Below are 19219 nucleotides of genomic sequence, written 5' to 3' on the forward strand. Positions count from 1 at the left end.
GTTCTCACCTCTGATTGCCTTGATCCGCTCATGATCGTTTTAGCCCCTAGGCATTAGACTTCTCGGGAACCTATTTCTTCGTGATCGGAGCAGTACAGGATGGATCTCCAGGAACACCCCACTACGGCTAAGGAAACCTCTGTCTTCGAGAGCGATCTGCCGCTGGAGAACAAACTGGACCGGGCCCGAACGGATCTCCTGGATCTTTCGGCGCGCAACCGCCTGTTGCATGTACCTCGTTCGGCAAAGAATGCTCGCATCATCGAGGTGATCGATGAGCGATCCGAAGAGATCTTCCGGCTGCTTGTAGGCGAGAGCAAAACCTTTACCTTTCTTGCCGGGAAGGACAATTCGACCACACCGTCGGAGAGCTCGGAAGAGCCTGACGAGATCGCGGAACTAGCCCAGCCGGAAGACGATTCCATCGACGAACGCGGAGTCTTGAATCGTCATGCGGACACGAAGCTGCAGACACGGCTCACCTCCAAAGGACTACAGAAACGGCTTCTGGAACTCTACCTTGACGCAAATACGTTGGAGCAGGAACAAGGCGTCAATATCCTGTTCCTGGCCCTGGGAATGCTCCGCTGGGTCGACCCGAAGAACGCCGAAAATATTCGCTATGCGCCACTGGTTCTGGTTCCCGTCGCGCTTGAGCGTGGCAGTGCCGCGGAACGCTTCAAGCTGAAGTGCCGTCCTGAAGAGTTCGCGTCAAACCTTTCGCTTGAGACCTACCTCGAACGTGTCCACAATTTGAAGCTGCCTGCCTTCGAGGGGGGTGATGACTTCAACCTGTCCGCCTACATGGCGGCAGTGGCTGAGGTCATCGCGTTGAAACCGGACTGGTCAGTTGTCCCTAACGATGTAGTCCTGGGATTCTTCTCCTTCGCCAAGTTCCTGATGTATCGCGACCTCGATCCCGAGTGCTGGCCGGAGGATAGAAAGATCACGGCCCAGCCCCTGGTGCGCGGTCTTCTCAGCGAAGGCTTCCCACAGGCAGAATCTCTGCTCGCCGATCATGCCTCTGAGGAAGACACATCGGTAGACAATCTCATTCCGCTATCAGAGATGCTGCACATCGTGGATTGCGACAGTTCGCAGGCCCTCGCCGTACAGGATGTGCGCCGCGGCGGCAACCTCGTCATCCAGGGACCTCCCGGCACCGGTAAGTCACAAACCATCGCCAACATCATTGCTTCAGCCGTAGCAGATGGAAAGACGGTATTGTTCGTCGCAGAAAAGATGGCCGCTCTGGATGTCGTAAAGCGGCGTCTCGATCAGGCCGGTGTGGGCGATGCCTGTCTTGAACTGCACAGCAACAAGGCCAACAAGCGCGAGCTGCTGGAAGAACTGCGTCGCACCTGGGAATTGGGATCGCCTCTCGGCACAATCGACGACGCGCTGGATAGCTCATTTACTTCAGCCCGAGACCAATTAAACAGTTACGTTAACTTGCTGCACCAGCCCCTGGTGCCGTCTGGATTTACGGCCTATCAAGTCATAGGAGAGATTGTCCGGCTGCGCCACGCCGGACAGACGCCCGTCGAATTTCGCCTTCTCGATGCCCCAACATGGGACCCACAGCAACGACGCGAACGAGCTGAACTCCTGGAAGAACTGTCTCAGCGAATTGCAGTAATCGGTGTGCCGGCCCAACATGTATGGCGAGGCATAGGGATCGAACAGATATTGCCTCATGACGTCGAACGGCTAACGGCACGTCTTGTAAAGCTTCGAGAGAACCTCTCCGGCCTGCTCGATCGCTATACGGAATTCGCCCCTACTCTTCTGATGGAGGTCCCTCAATCGCTCCATGGCATGATCTCCGTGGAAGAGACTGCAAACTCAATCGCCACGTCTCCTGCCGTAGATGCCGCAGCACGCCTGTTATCGGCGCAGACCGATGAAACGCCAAAACCCTCATGGCTGTCTACATTCTTCACGCAGAAGTCTGAACTTCAGCAAAGCGTGACGACGTTATCCCAGTTGCTGAAACTTTCAGTTGAAGAATCGGCTAGGAAGTCGCTACAGCAACTGGTGGCAATGGCCACGCATGCGGCCTCACTCCCTGCTTATGCCGCGTCGCTTGCAAATCCAGCCTGGGACAACGGAACCGAAAGAGCCGCGCGACTAGCAACGGCAGCCTCCACATTAGAAGGAGCTCGAGCTGCAATAGGTTCTCAACTGAGCGAAGCTGTGTGGTCTGCTGACCTCAACAATGCGCGCCAGGTTCTGGCCTCTCAAGGCAGCAGCCTCTTTCGCTTCTTAAACGGGCAGTGGAGAGCAGCCAATCGTCTCGTACAGTCCTATCTAACCACCGGCAAATCTCCTCTTGAAGAGGTGCTGCGTTTGCTGGATGCACTCTCCAAAGGACAGGCCGCGCGAACCGTTCTGCAGCAGGAAGACACCTTTGGGCGAGAGTCTTTTGGCGCAGCATGGCGTGGCACTGATACCCCTGCGAAGCCACTGCATGCGCTGGTCGATTGGATGCACAGTATCGCCCCGCTTGCTTCTGAAGATCGGGAGCATCTTCGTTCTCTTGCAGCAACCCTCAATCCTCCAGAAAGTCTGCAAGGGCCGCTTCAGGAACTACTCCGCAAAGCTGCAGAAATGCAGAGGCTACCACTTCACCTCATCGAGCCGTTTGCGGCCCAACGCGTACTCCTCACAACAGAGTTGGAACAGACCTGCCAGGAACTCAAGCTCGATCTGACAGAGGCGTTTGGCGTAACCACCCTGCCCGAGCTTGCGCTCGATATTCTCGTTGAGCGCCTGGCGCTCTGGGCCGCGCGGAGCGAACAACTTTCCAACTGGATTGCCTACCGCAGCCGTTCGGAGCGAGCACGTACCCTTGGTCTCGGAGATCTTGTCAGCCGCGCCTACAACGGCGCACTCATTCCCGCACAGATTGTTCCCGTCTTCGAAATGGCTTACTTCGAGGCGCTCCTCTCCTCCATGGCCCAGGAGCATCCTGAACTCGGCCGCTTCGACGGACATCTGCACACGAGATTGGTCGAGAGCTTCACGGCGATAGACAAGCAGCGCATCCAGTCGGCGGCATTGCAGGTGGCCAGAATCCACCATCGCCGCATTCCTCAGGGCTCTGGAGGCGTTGGCCCTCTCGGTGTTTTGCGGGGTGAGATGGCACGGCGGCGTGGACATATGCCCATTCGAAAGCTCATGCAGAATGCAGGACCGGCTGTTCAGGCACTCAAGCCCGTCATGATGATGAGCCCACTCTCTGTCGCCCAGTTTCTATCTCCCGGCGAGATGACGTTCGACCTGCTCGTGATGGATGAGGCCAGCCAGATTCAACCCGTCGACGCGTTGGGTGCCATCGCCCGCTGCCGCCAGGTCGTCGTTGTTGGCGACGAGCGGCAGCTGCCACCGACGAAGTTCTTTGCCAAGGTCACCGGTGACGCTTCGGACGACGATGACGACACAGCACAGGTCAGCGATATCGAAAGTGTCCTCGGGTTGTTCTCCGCGCGAGGCCTGCCGCAACGCATGTTGCGCTGGCACTATCGCTCGCGCCATCAGTCGCTGATCGCTGTATCGAACAGCCAGTTTTACGAGAACAAGCTTCTCATCGTGCCGAGTCCATACACAGCGACCGCAGGGACCGGTCTCCGCTTCCACCACTTGCCGAACGGAGTATTTGATTCCGGCGGCACAGGGGCGAATGCGATTGAGGCTCGCGCCGTGGCCGAAGCCGTCATTCGTCATGCTCTTGAGCATCCCCAGGAATCTCTCGGAGTCGCTACGTTTTCAGTTCGGCAGAGGCGATCGATTCAGGATGAGCTGGAAGCCTTGCGGCGTCTGAACCCTCAGGCCGAATCATTCTTCACAAGTCATCCGACAGAACCTTTCTTCTTGAAGAATCTGGAGAACGTGCAGGGCGACGAGCGCGATGTCATCTTCATCTCGGTCGGCTATGGGCGCAATGCGGCAGGAGTCTTTGCGATGCGTTTCGGCCCGCTGGGCAACGATGGCGGAGAGCGCCGCCTCAACGTATTGATCAGCCGTGCCAAACGCAGTTGCGAGGTCTTCTCCTCCATCACCGATCAGGATATCAATCTTGAGCGCGCTCGTGGACGAGGTGTCTTCGCGTTCAAACTATTCCTTCATTTCGCGCGTACCGGACATCTCGATATGGGCCGTGCGACCTCTGTCGATACAGTACAGATGCTCTTTGAGCGTGAGGTCAAGACCGCTCTCACGCTGCATCCGTCCTTTCAACAGGGCGGCTATCAGGTCCACGAGAAGATTGGGATCTCCGGATTGGTCATCGATCTTGCCATCGCACACCCCGAGGTGCCGGGCCGATATCTTCTCGGGATAGAGTGCGACGGTCCTTCGTATCGAAGGGGGCGCTGGGCCAGGGATCGTGATCGGATCAGTCAGCAAGTCCTCGCAGATCACGGCTGGATACTCCATCGCCTCTGGAGCCCTGATTGGCTGCATCGTCCGGTTGAACAATTGGAACGCGTTCTTGCAGCCATAGACCACGCAAAGGCGCAGATCGTAGAAGGCACTCAAGAAGCCCTGGCGGCGAACGCTTCAACACGTGCCGTTCCAATGCAGCTCCAAACCATCGAACGCGAAAGCGTTGTAGAGATCAGTCTCGAGCCTGCCTCTTCAGTTTCGACCTCTCATTTGTACATCGAAGCAAGTCCCGTCTGCCCCTCACCGCCGATTGAGCTTCATCTCACACCGATGAAGCTGTTATCTGAGATGGTCAAGCAGATTGTTGCCGTCGAAGGGCCCGTGCACACCGACGAAGTTACCGCACGAATTCGCACGGCATGGGGCCTCCAGCGGACAGGACCGAGAATACAGGCCGCGGTGGAACGGGCTATTGCTCTTGCCCTCCGTGAGGGGCAAGTCCTCGCGGAGGGATCGTTTCTTAGCAGCCCGGCTTGCGTCCCCCGTCCACGTGACCGGAGCCACACGACGTCTCCAGGACTTCGCAGACCGGAGATGATCTGCGTGAGTGAAATCGACGCAGCAGTTCTTCAAGTCATTCACAGCAATCTGGGAGCGCGCCCCGAAGAACTCGAGCATTCAGTTGCACGTCTCTTTGGCTTTCGGGCGACAAGCATGCAGATGCGCGAAACCATTCAGGCCAGTGTGCAACGGTTGCTCGCACAGGACGTCCTGCAGCTTCACTCAGGGCTGCTGGTTCTGCCTGCTGCGTCATAGGCTATGTTCGACTGGAGGAGTTCCGGAGCGGGCAGCTAGGCCCGCCCAGCAAACTCCTTATTCTCCGTCGATACTTTCACCTTTTCCCCTTCTTTGATGAAGAGAGGAACACGGATCTCCAAACCTGTTTCCAGCTTGGCCGTTTTGGTCACACTGCCGCTGGACGAATCGCCTTTCACTCCAGGCTCTGTGTAAGCGACATCCAGCTCAACAAAGATTGGCAGTTGCAATCCAATGGGGTTGCCGTTGTACTTGTGCAACTGGAGCATCGCGCCTTCGATCAGGAACTCCAGGGCATTGCCGAGCATTCCCTCGGTGAGCGTAAGCGTCTCGAAGCTTTCCTGATCCAGAAAGTGTGAGCCGTCGTTATCGCTATACAGATAAGAGGCGGGAACCAACTGCAGGTCCGGCTCCTTGAACTTATCGTTCGCCTTGAAGGTCTTCTCAAAGACCGCGCTCGTAAGAAGGTTGCGCATCTTAAGGCGAACCAGGGTCTGGCCGCCACGAGCGGTAGGTGAATTTACCTCTGCTTCCAGGCAGGCATACGGCGTGTTTTCAAACTCAAATACTGTCTTGCGCTTGACGTTAATAGCATCGATTAGTGCGGCCATGAACTCCTCAAAGATCAGCTTCGCATTGAACTCCTATGCGAAGCTGATGAACTTCCCCATCAAGTATAAGGGGTTGAGTTGGGTCCTGGTTCGTTAGGGGCAAGGGCGTGCCATCAAACTGCAAACGCCGAGTACGCCAAGTTGACGCAAAGGAAACTCTGCGCAAACTTAGCGCCCTTCGCGCACTCTGCGCTTGCAGTTTGGAGTAGCACGCCCTAGGCCGACTGAAAAAACTACTTCGAGATCTTGAGCAGCACCACCCCATGTCCCGGCACCTGGACGGTGTAGATGTTCTGCATGCGACCGAGATCCTTGGCTTGCCAGATATCGCGCGCAACCGGTGGCTTTGAAAATCCGAGCTCGCGAAAGTCGACGGTTGCGCTCATCGTTCCGGGATGACGATTGAAGATACCAACGGCCTTGGAACCATCGGAGAGCGACCTTGACCATATCTCTACAGGGCCCTGCGCACTCACGCGATCTCCTTGCTTTCCGGCAGCATCCTGATCGATAGCGATGACCTCTTTGTTGGTCAGCAGTGCAATCGTCTCTGGAGTCATCTTGGACAGATCGTTGCCAGCCAGCAGAGGGGCGGCAAGAATCGCCCAGAGGCTCATATGCGTGCGATACTCCTCGAGGTTCATGCCTCCGTTGCCCACTTCGAGCATGTCGGGGTCGTTCCAGTGGCCGGGACCGGCAAAGCGTCCGAGACCTGCCTGGCCAAAACCGATCTCGGCCATGCGGTCGTACTTATCGGTGATGTCTCCAGTCGTACGCCACAGGTTGCCGCCCACCTCGGCTCCCCAGTCCCAGACCGCGTCATTGCCGTACTGGCAGAGGCTATAGACGATGGGACGTCCCGTAGAGCGGAGCGCATCCCGCATCTTCGCATAGGAATCGACCATGATCTTGTGCGCCGCTTCAAGCGAGCCAGCCTCTTTCATCTGCACCCGCAAGCCGCAGAGATCGTATTTGAGATAGTCGATGCCCCAGGCCGCATAGGTACGAGCATCCTGCTCTTCATGGCCATAGCTGCCCTCATACTTCGCACACGTTTTTTGGCCCGGGCGACGAGTAAATGCCAAGCTTGAGTCCCTTGCTATGTACAAAATCCGCGAGCGCCTTCATGTCGGGAAACTTGCTGTTCGCGTGGATCACGCCCTGGCTATCGCGTTCTCCCTCCCAGGTGTCATCGATGTTGATGTAGACATAGCCCGCGTCGCGCATCCCGCTTGAGACCATGGCTTCTGCCGTCGCACGAATCGTGGCATCATCGACCTGCGCGTGAAAGTGGTTCCAGCTATTCCATCCCATCGGTGGCGTCGCGGCTGCAGCTACGTGCTGCGCCTGGAGGCCAGAGGATGCAAAGAACAAGGCAGACGAGAAAAAGGCGAGGGCACGAAGGAATTTCATAAGATCGACATCACTCCGGAGACAGAAGGATCGCAACGGTTATACGTGAATCCAGCAAGCGATGCCAAGGGGCACATGGAAATACTTTTACCTAGCGAAAATCACGTTGCATTTATAAAATGCCACCTTCGAATTGAATGGGTGCCTACCTCATCAGCGGAGAGGGCGGATGCCTGCCGTGTGGGAAGCCACTCGACTTTCATTCGTCGGGGGTACGTCTTCCCTCCCCGAATTACCTCGTGAAAATATGTCGACAACCAGCGTGCACGGACCACGCAGAAAGGGTATTCTGCATCTCTCAGACGATGAAGCACGTACTCGCGCTCGACCAGGGAACCACCAGCTCACGGGCGATCCTATTTGGACATGACGGCAACATCGTCGGGATCGCGCAGCATGAATTCAAGCAGATCTACCCTGATGTCGGCTGGGTAGAGCACGATCCCTTCGACATCCTGACTTCGCAGTTGACCTCTGCCGTCGAAGTCCTGGGCAAGGCACGCGTGCGCCCACGGGATGTCGTTGCACTGGGAATCACGAACCAGCGCGAGACGACGATCGTCTGGGACCGGGAGACGGGCAAGCCGGTCTACAACGCCATAGTCTGGCAGGACAGGCGCGGAGCTCCTCTCTGCAAGAAGCTCGCCGATGACGGCGCGGAAGAGACCATCAGGAAGAAGACAGGCCTGCTCATCGATCCTTACTTCTCCGCCACCAAGATCGCCTGGATCCTCGACAACGTGCAGGGCGCCCGAGACCGGGCGAACCAGGGCAAGCTTGCTTTCGGCACGGTAGACGCCTGGCTGATCTGGAACCTGACCAGTGGCAAGCGGCACCTCACCGACCGCACGAACGCGAGCCGCACGATGCTCTACAACATCGTCGAGGATCGCTGGGACCAGGAGCTATTGAAGCTGCTGAACATTCCTGAGAGCATGATGCCGGAGGTCGGCTGGTCGAGCGAAGCCGTGGGCCACGTGACCACATCGCTTGGACTCGGAGATGTGGAAATAGCCGGCATTGCGGGCGACCAGCAGTCGGCGCTGTTCGGCCAGCTCTGTGTCTCTCCCGGCGACGCGAAGAACACCTATGGCACCGGCTGCTTCCTGCTGCAACACATCGGCGACAAGTTCACGCTCTCGAACGAACGGCTCATTACTACACTCGCCTGCAGCCCGAGCAAAAAGCTCGAGTACGCGATGGAAGGCAGTATCTTCGTGGGCGGCGCGGTTGTACAGTGGATGCGCGACAACATGCACTTCTTTTCCAAATCGTCGGACGTTGAGCGTGCTGCCGCCTCGGTTAAAGACGCGGACAAGGTTGTCTTCGTTCCCGCGTTCACCGGCCTGGGCGCTCCACACTGGGACCCTTATGCCAGCGGCATGATCATCGGCCTCCAGCGCAGCACCGAGATCGGCCACATCGCTCGCGCTGCCCTCGAAAGCATCGCCTTCCAGGTGGCCGACGTGATTCACGCTATGGACAAGGACACGAAACAACCGTTCCGGGAGCTTCGCGTCGATGGCGGTGCAGCCGCAAACGACATCCTGATGCAGTTCCAGTCCGACCTGCTTCAGCTTCCGATACGGCGCCCGGCAGTGCTGGAGACCACGGCCTCAGGAGCTGCATATCTTGCGGGGCTGGCGGTTAATTTCTGGGGAAGCACAGACGAGATCGCCAAGCTGCGAGGACCGGATACGATGTTTGAACCAAAGGCCGACCGAAAAGAGATGGATGCCCGTCAGGCCAAGTGGCAGGATGCAGTCAAACGCGCAGGTGGGTGGAACAAGGAGACGGCATGAAGCGCGAAGAGATGATCGCTCGCGTTCGCGAACGCAGCGAACCTTGGGATGTAATTGTGATCGGCGGCGGAGCTACCGGAGCTGGCGTCGCGGTAGATGCTGCGACCCGGGGATTCTCGGTCCTGCTGCTGGAGCGCGAAGACTTTGCGAAGGGTACCTCAAGCCGCAGCACCAAGCTAGTTCATGGCGGTGTGCGCTATCTGGAGCAAGGCAATGTGTCTCTCGTGATGGAGGCCCTTAAAGAGCGCGGCATCCTCCGTCAGAACGCACCCCATCTTGTTCACGATGTGCAGTTCGTCGTTCCGAACTACTCCTGGTGGGAGGCTCCCTTTTACGGAATCGGTTTGAAGATCTACGACCTGCTCGCCGGCAAATATGGATTCGGCAAATCCGAGCTTCTGTCCCGTGAAGAGACCTTGGAACGCCTGCCAACCTTGCGGCAGGACGGCCTACGTGGGGGTGTCATCTATCACGATGGTCAGTTCGACGACTCGCGCTTGTTGATTCACCTGATCGCAACCGCAGTCGACCACGGCGCAGTCGCGTTGAACTATGCTCCGGTCATCGAGCTGCAAAAAGACGCAGACGGCTTTGTCGATGGTGTGATCGCCGTCGACAGCGAGACCTCCGAACGCTTCACGCTACAGGCCCGCGTGGTCGTGAATGCCACCGGCATCTTTACCGACGAGATCCGGCGGATGGCCGATAAGCAGGCCGATACGATGGTCGCGCCCAGCCAGGGAATCCACCTGGTGCTCGACCGCTCTTTCCTGCGCGGTAACACAGCGGTGATGGTGCCCCATACCAGTGATGGCCGCGTGCTCTTCGCGATTCCCTGGCATGAACACACCGTTGTTGGAACGACCGACACGCCGATTGAGCACGCTTCCTATGAGCCTCTTCCCTTTGAGCAGGAGATCGAGTTTGTGCTCGAGACTGCCAGCGAATACCTGAGCCGGCCGCCAAAGCGTGAGGATGTTCTGAGCATCTATGTGGGCATTCGTCCCCTGGTGAAAGCAGGAGGCGAGGCCGGTAAGACTTCGGCGCTCTCTCGCGACCACACCATTCACATCGACCAATCAGGATTGCTGACGATCGTCGGCGGCAAGTGGACGACCTATCGCCATATGGCCGAAGATACTGTGAATCATGCCATTACGCTCGGCAAACTGGCCGACAGCCCCTGCGTGACGCACGACCTGCATATTCATGGCTACGCGGAAAACATCGACCCCCATGAGGGCTTGGCCGTCTACGGCTCTGACGCAGAGCATATCCGTCAGCTCGCGAAGGAACGTCCCGAACTAGCCAAACAACTTCATCCTGACTTGCCCTACATCGCGGCTGAAGTTGTCTGGGCAGCGAGGACGGAGATGGCGAGGTCGGTCGAAGATGTACTTGCGCGCAGAACGCGTGCCCTCTTCCTCAATGCCCATGCGGCCATCGCCATGGCCCCCGATGTGGCTTCTCTGCTTGCAGCAGAGTTTGGCAAAGACAAGGCCTGGGCTGAAGCAGAGGTAAAGAGTTTCAATCAACTGGCTAAACAGTACACGCTACAAAAGACAGAGGTATAGCAAATGCGTTCTCCTATGCTTGGCGAATTCATGGGTACGCTCATGATGATCCTGCTCGGTGATGGTGTGGTCGCCGGCGTACTGCTGAAGCGAAGCAAGGCGGAGAACTCCGGCTGGATGGTCATCACCACGGCCTGGGGTTTTGCAGTGCTCTGCGGAATCTTCACGGCAATCCTCTTTGGCAGCAACGATGCGCATCTGAACCCAGCGATCACCCTTGCCTTCGCCGTTGAAACTAACAACTATTCAAAGCTGCTGCCCTATGCTGTGGCACAGATTGCGGGCGGCTTCTGCGGCGGAGTGCTGGTGTGGCTCTTCTATCTCCCTCACTGGAAGATTACGGAAGATGCAGAAGCCAAGCGCGGTGTCTTCTGCACCGCGCCGGCAATAAGGAACTATCCCGCCAACCTGATCTCGGAGATCATCGCCACCTTTGTTCTGGTGATCGTTGCAGGCTCCATGAGCTCAAAGCTCGTCTTATCGAGCGGCGCTGCTGCCGGCCTGAGCCCGTACCTGATTAGCTGCCTGGTGTGGGGCATCGGACTTTCACTCGGCGGTACGACTGGCTATGCCATCAATCCGGCACGCGATTTCGGTCCACGTCTTGCTCATGCAGCACTGCCCATTGCAGGAAAGACTCACTCCGATTGGGCCTACTCCTGGGTTCCGATCATTGGCCCCGTCCTTGGCGCAAGCGCCGCTGGAATCGTACTACACCTGATCGGGGCTTAGCCCGAACTGCGCTTCCCTTATTCCACCCGCTTCAGGCTGGCAAAGAAAAGATCGCGCCAGTGGTGAATGTCGGCAGACTGAATCTGGTGACGCAAGCGCAGCATGCGCCTACGCTGCTCTTTCACCGGCATCTCAATGGCCTGTTTCAAAGCATTCGCTACTCCGACTTCGTCGTACGGATTGACGAGGATCGCGCCAGTCTTCAACTCCGGCGCAGCTCCCGCAAACTCACTCAGAATCAGTACCCCATCGTCCTCCACGTGCGCCGCGCAATACTCCTTGGCTACAAGATTCATGCCATCTTTGAGCGGAGTTACTAGTGCAATATGTGCAGCCTTGTAGAGAGCCAGAAGCTCTTCGTGCGATACAGACCGATGCATGTACTGAATCGGCGTCCACCCCGGTTCCGCCAACTCCCCATTCACACTGGAGACCAACTTCTCCACCTCGGAGTGCAACTCCTGATAGCGCGGGATATTCTCGCGGCTGGGTACCACGACCTGGATCAAGGTGATCTTACGGCGAAACTCAGGCTGATCGCGCAGCAACGCCCGGAAGGCTCGCAACCGCTCCGGAATTCCCTTCGTGTAATCCAGCCTGTCGATTCCAAGCGCGATACAAAGCCCTGGCGACTCGCAGCGAATCTCTGCCGCTCGACTCGACACAGCTTCTGAGGCGGCAACCGATGCAAGCTCATGGAAGTCGATGCTGATCGGCATGACCTGGATCAGGGTCACCCCTCGAGCACTCACCACCTTGCGATGATCGCCCCGGCCATCCAGCTTGATCTCCGGGATAAAAGTGCGCAGGCAGGCGACAAGGTTTCGCTGATCGCGCTCCGTCTGCAATCCAATAAAGTCGTAATCGAGCAGTCCTTGAAGAATCTCTCGCCGCCAGGGGAGCTTTTCAAAGATATCCGGCGGCGGAAAAGGAATATGCAGAAAGAAGGCAATCCGTGAACGCGGACGCTGTGCACGGATGGAGGTAGCAACCTGTAACAGTTGATAGTCCTGCACCCAGACGATGTCCTCTTCACGCGTCACATGAAGAACAGCTTCGGCAAACTTCTGATTCACTCTGCGATAAAAATCCCAATAAATCGGCTTGAAGACGCAATGCGTCTGCAAGTCATGAAATAGCGGCCAAAGGACCTCGTTGGAGAACCCCTCATAGTATTTCGCTTGCTCTTCCTCGCTCAGGAAGAGTGGTTCGTAATGATAATGATGTCCGCAGGTAGCTTCTTTCAACTGTGCGCGAATCTCCGGCGAGTCCTGGGTGCCCGCACTTCCGATCCAGACTCCACCATGCTCTTTCAAAAGAGGCTCCAGGGCGCTTACCAGGCCTCCACTGGAAGGCGTTGCCGTCAGCTTGCCTTGCTCCATAGCAAACGACAATGGAATGCGGTTGGACACGACAACAAGACTCGTAGAGGGGGCCCCCTTCACACCGCTGATGGTCTCCATCTTCGATATTCCCTCCGGGCTTGGTGCTTCCTCTCGGTACGTGGACACAGCGGCCAGCCAGCCATCAAGAAACTCCAGCAGTTCCTGGGGCGGCTTCAGCCAGAGGTTAGCCAACGTGGGCCGAAACTCATTGCGCACCAGGACGCGAAGACCCTGATCGCCCAAGGCGCAAAAGGCATCTTCATCGGTCTGGTCGTCGCCCAGATACGCCGCAAAGGTCCCCTGCGGCTCTTGCTTTAGAATATGCTCGACGGCGGTGGCCTTCGTGCAGCCCTTCCCACGCACCTCAAGTCCCCCATCGAACGGCAGCATCTCAAGCGCCGCCCCCGACGGCTCTATCTGGGCAAAGAGCGTCTCAGCCAACGCCCTGAGATCTCTCGCCTGATCGCTGTCGAGGCCTCGGGTATGCAGTGCCAGGCCGCTAGCCTTGCGTTCAATGGATGAGCCGAACCCTTTTTCACCAATGGACCGATCGAACCAGTCAAGCTCCTCTATCTGCTTCTGGCTGAGAGAGGTCAACTGGTAGCCCCCCTCAGCCGATAGTTGTTCGCGCCCATGGCTTCCCCACATCTCGGCGTGAATGTCTTGCGGAAGAAGCGCCCTCAGCTCCCGCACAGGACGGCCAGTGACGAATACCAGCTTCCCACCGGTCAAACGGCTGAGGCGATGCAGCCGCTCCTCCACCCCGGGATAAAGTTTGCTGCTCATCCGATCCTGAACGAAGGGAGCCAGGGTTCCGTCGTAGTCCAGCATCAACACAGAACGGTTCGCTGCAGCCAGTCTCTTGAAACCTCTCTGTGCAGCCTTCTTCGACCAGGCTCGGTCGTGGGCTTCCCTGCTGGACGGGTCTTTCTGCATTTCAATACCGCTCTTCTCTGCCATAAATGTACCTGCGATATAAGATGCAGACACTAAGCTGATCGCATGGCTCCTCGGCCCGGTGACGCGCATCCAATAGAGCGCGTCTTTGAGATTGAAGATTCGAGAACCTATCATGCCCCCATTTACCTATCGCGAACTTGACCCCACCCCTGAAGCGAAGACACGCTTTACCCAATGGATTCAACAGCTCGACGAGCAGTTCACCCAGCACGCAGGCTATGAGCGGCGTTCGGAGATCGTGCGAGAAGAGCTACGAAAGCTCTTCCTGCCTCAGAATTCTGCGACCGATCCCGCCAATACTCTGGTTGACTTGTCGCTAGACCCTCGCAACATCACACTGGAGCCTGAATACTACGGCGACGTGGACCCGGTTCGATACTCCGAGCGCAAACCGCTCATCTATCTTTGGCAGATGTTCGATCGCTCTCCGCTCGGGCTCAATCATTGGCTTGGCTTTCGTCTCCGCGCCATGCTCGGCCGGCACATCTTCCAGCACATCGGGAACAACGTAAAGATCTTTCACAACGTCGAGTTCACCTTTGGCTATAACCTCACCATCGAAGACAACTGTGTGATTCACAGAAATGTTCTCCTCGACGATCGAGGAGGCATCCTTCTGCGGCGCGGCACAAGCGTCTCGGACTATGCCAATATCTATAGCCATACGCATGATTTAAACGAGCAGGCGAAGGTCACCAACAAGGTCACCGAGCTCGGCCCCAACGCACGCGTCACGTATCACTCTACGGTTCTCGCAGGTGTCCAGATCGGCGAGGATGCCATGCTCGGAGCCATGGGAGTCGCAACCAAAGATGTCGAGCCACACCACGTCAACGTAGGCATTCCAGCGAGGACAGTACGCATTAAAGACCGAGGCTAGTCCCCTAGTTGGCCGATGGCCGTTCTACATGGTCGATGACATAGTCATCCACCGGTCCCTTTTCTGCCTGGAGTTTCAGGCCAAGCTGCTCCCTTACGGCATCGAAGATCGATGGACGATCCCTCAGCTCCGGCGGCAAGTTCTCTTTCGAGACCTCCGGCGGAAGTTCAGGAGCAAAGGACAGCGTAAAGTCGTAGTTCTTGTCGAGCCCGGTCTTGTCGATCACCGGACGCCCATCTCTTTGCAGTTGCTGTCCAAGCCACCAGCAGAGATAGGACATCGGAACCCTGGCTCCAACAAATGCGCTGTCACTGCCCGCATTGATAGGAATCTTGAAGTCCTGTTCACGGTCATCGGCCTTCATCTTCAGGCCAGACTTATCGACAGTCAGCGCATAGACAGGGCCTTCTTTAACCACTTTATGAAACTTCAAATTGAATCTGTCTGCCAGCAGATTTTGAAACATGACATGAAGATCGTCGATACCGTAGGGATGGTCTGTCCTGGCCTCAACATCGTAGCGGTCAGTATTGAGCCAGTCCGGCCCGCCTGAGATCTGCCGCATGGGTACCTTGTACATCAGGCTGATCATGAGCTTGATCGGAATATTCTGAGCTACATATCCACGACCGTCAGGCAGTGGCTTAATACCACCACCCTGTCCGCCAGATTGCGAAGGCCTGATCGAAGCCACCTCGAACGTCAACCTGTTTGGCTTGTCCTGACCCTGCGCGAACAACCCCGTGCTTGCTGCAACCATTACAGCCAGGAGGCACGCTGTGCGCTTGAACATATTCCCCTCATGCCAACGTCTGTAGTTTACGTCGCACCCGTTCCCGCATGGCATAAGGCCTCAACAAATCGTGCCGTAATGGACCGGGGACAGGTAATAGCCGCGCCCACGACAACCGCATGCACACCGGCTTGCAAGGCTCTGCTGACCTCTTCCGGCTGCTTCACATGACCTTCCAGGATGACTGGAATCCTGAGCCTGTTGAGAAGACTGTCCAGCAATGTCCAGGAGATGGTGCGGGCACCTTCCGTATCGGCGGTATATCCATACAAGGTAGAGGCAACAGCGTCCGCTCCGGCGGCCTCAGCGGCGAGAGCATCCTCAAGCGTGGCAATATCCGCGAGGACTGGCCGCCTCAGTTCCTCATGGATACGAGGAATGATCTCTGTCCATGGCTCGGCCTCGGCAAGGCGACGCCTTGTGCAATCCAGCGCAATGATGTCCGCGCCGGCGTCACTGATCTCCTTCGCTGACTTAAAGTTCGGGGTAATGTAAACCCTGCCGTCTCGATCCTGCGTCTTGAGCAGGCCAATGATAGGAAGATCTGTCTTCGTCCGAAAAGAGACTATCCGTTCAGCACCTTCGGCCCTCAACCCTCCGGCGCCGCCTTGCAGAACGGAGAGGGCGATGCGCGTGAGAGTCTCTGTATCGTCCAGTGGATCGCCATGCGGAGCCTGGCACGAAACCACCAGGCTCCCACGTAGAGCTTGCAAAGCACGTTGCTCAGAGGCGACAGGCAATGAGGACACTATAGATATCTCCCGAGGGTCTATTCGACAATTCTATGCTGCGTCACATGAAGCCGTTTCCAGAACCGTGTAGAAGCAGTTTGCCTTTGCTCTTGTTTTTCTGGTTGTCATTCCGAGCGCAGCGAGGAACCTGCTTCCTCCCGTTTTTCGCCAGTATCACCACGAACATGACACGTAACCACAAACCAACCCCATTCAGTTTCTCCCCATACACTTTCTGGGTTGTACGAGCAAAGAACGGGAGGCAGCAGATTCCTCACTTCGCTCGGAATGACAACCAGAAAGGCAAGTACACCGCCCATAAATCACGCGTGCAACGCTCCATATCCGCTAAAAGCTATACCGCAGCCCTGCTTCGACACGACGGCCATTGTCGGCGGCATAAGGTACCCCGAAGAGGGGTGAGCCCAGCACTCCACCAACCTGTGTCACGTTGGTATGGTTCAACAGGTTGGACGAACGGATATTCACCTGCAGGGTCTGCTGGTGCGTCGCCTTTGGGTTGCGTGTCAGCGTAAAGGTACGCTGAATGTTGGCATCGAGATAGATCGTCCACGGCATGACACCCTCATTGCGAGGGAAGACACCTTTACCGCCCGAAGCCACCAGGAGCCCGTAGGGCGTGGCAATAGCGCCCGGAGTTCCGGGAGTAGCATACTGCGGACGGTCGTTGAAGTTACCGTCGCCGTTATTATCGAAGCCCGTGGTGATGTTGTAGTGCCCATCGCCACCACCATGGAAATCAGTGCTGAGTTCAATCTTTTTGGGCAGAGTGAAGGTGCCGTTCCCAAAGATGTTCCAGACAGATTGATTGGTGCGGTGGGCGAATTCACCGGCATCGGACACAGAACTCTGCGGCGAAGAAAGCTCGCTGTCATCCGTATCGTCTACTAGATTGACGCGCACGCCGCCAAAGAAGAACTGCACGTGCTTGAGCGAGTGCTGCTCAATGCCGGCGAAGACAGCATTGACTCTTCCCTGTCCGCTGGCCTGCATCTGCAGGATGTTGAGATTCGCCGGGCCGGGCCTCGGTCCCGTGGGTATGTCGTTCACGGGGGAGTTGATGTTCTCCGTGCGGGTGTAGTTCCAGATGCGCCCAACGTAATAGTCAGCCGAGAAATTCCAGCCATGGGGAAAGGTGCGTGTGCCTCCCACATTCTCCGCTATCCATGTGAGGTTGCCCAGGTGAGGGGAAAACTGGCGGAGGCTATGGATCGGCGTCGCGCCCAAAAAGGGATTGCCGTAGACCGGGTTATAAATCGTGCTGGTCACACGTGTAGTGCCGTTTTCGCGGAGGATCTCCGCGTTGTCCGTTTCACCAAAGCGGCCGGAGAACATGCCTGAGTGTGCGTGGAGTGTCCATGTGCCCTTCTTCGTTGGCGACCAAAGGATGCCGAGACGCGGCACGATGGAATCCAGGATGGTGGGATCGGTCTGCACGAAGTAGCGCACCCCATAGGCGACGTGCACGTTATGGCCTACGTTCCAATCGTCCTGCACAAAGAGCGCATTCTGCACCTGAGTGAAATCGACGTTAGGGGTTCCCGCAACGTTGCTGAACGCTGTAGCCGAGCCTCCGGCCAGTCCGAGTTGCACGCGCCGGTACTGCTCTACACCGGTAATGGTCTCGGTTTGCCCCGGAATCGGATTATTGTTCGCATCGAGTACCGGTGCGGTTCCGCCACCGAAGGTATAGGTGCCGTTGAAGTTCGTCGTGAGCTGCTGGTGCTCGTCGTACACCATCATCTGCGTACCGAACTTGAAGGTATGGTTCTTGGTTGTAACGATCGCGTCGTCATCCACCTCGATGTTCAGTTCGCGCAACCGCTGTGCGCCAAGCGTAGCGCCACCGCCGGTGAAGGCGCCGGCGACCTGGACCTGGGGTGCAGTAGAGACTGGCGTATCCGTCTCTCCATCCCAGCGCAGGCTGAGACGAGCCTCATGCATGAAGTGGGGCGATGCCGTGGTGATATCGCTCACACGGAACATATGCTCATACTGCTCACTGTTATAGCCGGTCTCCGCCAGAGCGGTGCCTCCCACTCCAACGTTCTGCAGGTTGTTTACATTGGCGCTATAGCTGGTAATGAATGTGTTCTTCGGTCCCAGTTGCCAGTCCACCCGCGCGGTTCCCAACCACAAGCGTTGTGGAGTCGCGACGTTCGATATGGAGCTTGAAGTATTGCCTGCACTGTCGATCGTAATGGCATTCACAACCGCGAAGTTGTCGATGCTGCGATGCTCCAGGGTAAGCGCGAAGTCGCTGCCGGCCTTGCGTATCGGACCTGTCAACTCAAAGCCATAACGCTGCTTGCCGATGGCGGCCTTGCTTGTCGAGAATGGGTCGCGCGCATTCTCCCAGGGGCTGCCGTTCGTAGCAAAGAGCGCGCCGTGAAAGGCGCTCTGTCCGGGCTTTGTATAGACTTCGATGCGACCGCCATCAAATGGAGGCTCGCGATATTCAGCGGAAAACTGATCAGGATTGACCTTGATATAAGCAATGGAACCCTTGGGCGGCAAGCTGCTGGAGCCCTGGAAGCCATCGACCGAGATGGTGGCGTTCGATGGATTGCCGCCCAGCGCGGCGGAAAACTGCTGCAGCTCGCGCTTCAAATCGTCGGGATCGTCGGCCAGGGATTGCAGGCGGGAACCGGAGATCGTCTGCGTGGGACCACTGGCAGCCGCGCTGCTGCCAGGACCGGCATCTGCGCTTACGTTCACGTCTGTTTCAACAGCCTCCGGGTGGAGCACAAGAGACAGTTGCGACGCGTGCGGCGAAGTGAAAGAAAGATCATGCTTGGCAAATCCCTGCGCCATTACAGTCAAATGATGGGAACCGTCGCTGATGCATGAAAAGTGGAAACTGCCATCGGAACCGCTCGTTTCGTCATGGGCCCCGTCCAGCGAAAGCGTTGCGTTGGGAATGAGCGCAAGCGTGGTGTCACGTACGGTACCGGCGAGTGTTGTTCCGTGGCAGGCCGCCGTCTCTGCGAAGGCGTGCGGGAGCGCGAACGCCGCAAGGCTTGCGGCGAAGAGAAGTGTCTTCATGAGCCCTCTTATTCTGTGACAAACGTGCTGGTCACGGCGCCGGTGGCGCCTTGCGTCGATCTGCCGTTGT

Annotated in this window: 12 protein-coding genes; 5 read left to right on the forward strand and 7 right to left on the reverse strand. The window is 57.2% G+C overall.

The genetic code is table 11. The features are described from left to right. The first annotated feature begins 99 nt into the window (after nt 1–99). Nucleotides 100–5202 carry a DUF3320 domain-containing protein gene (locus ACIX8_RS12565; RefSeq protein ID WP_014265719.1) on the forward strand — a complete coding sequence of 1701 codons (5103 nt, stop codon included), beginning with the start codon at nt 100–102 and terminating at the stop codon, nt 5200–5202. A 35-nt stretch (nt 5203–5237) separates the two neighbouring features. On the opposite strand, the gene ACIX8_RS12570 is transcribed toward ACIX8_RS12565, so the two are convergent. The 3 genes from ACIX8_RS12570 to ACIX8_RS26400 all read right to left on the reverse strand — a co-directional run bounded on the left by ACIX8_RS12570 (nt 5238) and on the right by ACIX8_RS26400 (nt 7226). Continuing rightward, on the reverse strand, nt 5238–5813 hold the full coding sequence (locus ACIX8_RS12570) for an elongation factor P (protein ID WP_014265720.1): 576 nt from the start codon (nt 5811–5813) through the stop codon (nt 5238–5240). A 233-nt stretch (nt 5814–6046) separates the two neighbouring features. Continuing rightward, complete coding sequence (locus tag ACIX8_RS12575; protein ID WP_317624000.1) at nt 6047–6898, reverse strand: glycoside hydrolase family 27 protein; 852 nt, start codon at nt 6896–6898, stop codon at nt 6047–6049. Beyond that, entirely contained in the window at nt 6852–7226 is a 375-nt protein-coding gene (locus tag ACIX8_RS26400; protein WP_317624001.1) for an alpha-amylase family protein, read from the reverse strand. Before ACIX8_RS26400 ends, ACIX8_RS12575 begins: the two co-directional genes overlap by 47 nt. A gap of 305 nt (nt 7227–7531) precedes the next feature. Between ACIX8_RS26400 and glpK the strand changes: the two genes are divergently transcribed. From glpK to ACIX8_RS12590, 3 genes are read left to right on the forward strand one after another with little or no spacing between them, the layout of a single operon-like run. Then, nucleotides 7532–9028, forward strand: coding sequence for a glycerol kinase GlpK (gene glpK / locus ACIX8_RS12580; RefSeq protein WP_044176675.1), 1497 nt, complete (start codon nt 7532–7534; stop codon nt 9026–9028). Further along, entirely contained in the window at nt 9025–10602 is a 1578-nt protein-coding gene (locus tag ACIX8_RS12585) for a glycerol-3-phosphate dehydrogenase/oxidase (RefSeq protein WP_014265722.1), read from the forward strand. The genes glpK and ACIX8_RS12585 overlap by 4 nt, the downstream gene beginning before the upstream one ends. Before the next feature lie 3 nt (nt 10603–10605). Continuing rightward, nucleotides 10606–11334 (forward strand): MIP/aquaporin family protein, encoded by a 729-nt coding sequence (locus tag ACIX8_RS12590; protein WP_014265723.1) that lies wholly within the window; start codon nt 10606–10608, stop codon nt 11332–11334. A 17-nt stretch (nt 11335–11351) separates the two neighbouring features. Here the strand turns inward: ACIX8_RS12590 and otsB are convergent, their stop codons facing one another. After that, complete coding sequence (gene otsB, locus ACIX8_RS25265; RefSeq protein WP_083836673.1) at nt 11352–13793, reverse strand: trehalose-phosphatase; 2442 nt, start codon at nt 13791–13793, stop codon at nt 11352–11354. Here otsB and ACIX8_RS12600 point away from each other — a divergent pair. Beyond that, complete coding sequence (locus ACIX8_RS12600) at nt 13792–14559, forward strand: acyltransferase (RefSeq protein WP_014265725.1); 768 nt, start codon at nt 13792–13794, stop codon at nt 14557–14559. The two genes, otsB and ACIX8_RS12600, sit on opposite strands and share 2 nt — an antisense overlap. Nucleotides 14560–14563: 4 nt before the next feature. Here the strand turns inward: ACIX8_RS12600 and ACIX8_RS12605 are convergent, their stop codons facing one another. The 3 genes from ACIX8_RS12605 to ACIX8_RS12615 form a co-directional block, all read right to left on the reverse strand. After that, nucleotides 14564–15352, reverse strand: a complete 789-nt coding sequence (locus tag ACIX8_RS12605) for a TIGR03435 family protein (protein ID WP_014265726.1) — start codon at nt 15350–15352, stop codon at nt 14564–14566. 26 nt (nt 15353–15378) lie between these two features. Next, on the reverse strand, nt 15379–16101 hold the full coding sequence (locus ACIX8_RS12610) for an N-acetylmannosamine-6-phosphate 2-epimerase (RefSeq protein ID WP_014265727.1): 723 nt from the start codon (nt 16099–16101) through the stop codon (nt 15379–15381). A gap of 330 nt (nt 16102–16431) precedes the next feature. Then, on the reverse strand, nt 16432–19149 hold the full coding sequence (locus tag ACIX8_RS12615) for a TonB-dependent receptor (protein WP_014265728.1): 2718 nt from the start codon (nt 19147–19149) through the stop codon (nt 16432–16434). Nucleotides 19150–19219 lie beyond the last annotated feature (70 nt).

This window comes from Granulicella mallensis MP5ACTX8 (assembly GCF_000178955.2).
GTDB lineage: Bacteria > Acidobacteriota > Terriglobia > Terriglobales > Acidobacteriaceae > Granulicella > Granulicella mallensis.